This is a genomic window from Flavobacterium odoriferum (assembly GCF_025499515.1).
Classification (GTDB): Bacteria; Bacteroidota; Bacteroidia; order Flavobacteriales; family Flavobacteriaceae; genus Flavobacterium; species Flavobacterium odoriferum.
The window spans coordinates 1-393 of record NZ_JAMKFA010000049.1 but is presented as its reverse complement, the minus strand read 5'-3'; the positions used below and the strand labels follow the sequence as shown (position 1 = coordinate 393).

The 393-nt window shown below is 40.2% G+C and carries 1 protein-coding gene; it reads right to left on the bottom strand.

What is annotated here, in order from left to right:
* Positions 1-14: 14 nt before the first annotated feature.
* On the bottom strand, positions 15-393 hold a 379-nt coding region (locus M9Q43_RS14075; protein ID WP_262319496.1), incomplete at its 5' end, for a hypothetical protein.

The following is a 393-nucleotide window of genomic DNA, read 5'->3' as shown; positions in this document are numbered from 1 at the left end:
CTTCATTCATACGATTAAGAAGCCTCGCAAAATTCGCCTCCAAGATCATCACACGCCTCTTCTCTTAGTACACTTTTGGGATCACTGTTGTAATCAAAGTACTCCCTATCAAAGTGTTCAGTGACAACATTTCTATTGGTTTGACTCATCTTCTTTGGTGTATCAAGTTTGACTTCAGGATTCATAACTGCTTCACATGCATTTCCCCCTACTATCTCACATGCCTCTGCAGGAAAAACCGAGAATTTGGAGTTGTAGTTAAATGTTAAGGGCTCAAAGGCTACTGAAGCAGAAGCCTTGATTAGAGACGTGCGAGTAGTAGTTAAGTGAGTAGATGATTTGGTTGGAGAGTTATATAAAATGGCTGATTTTGATGGGAAAAGTGGTTGCACA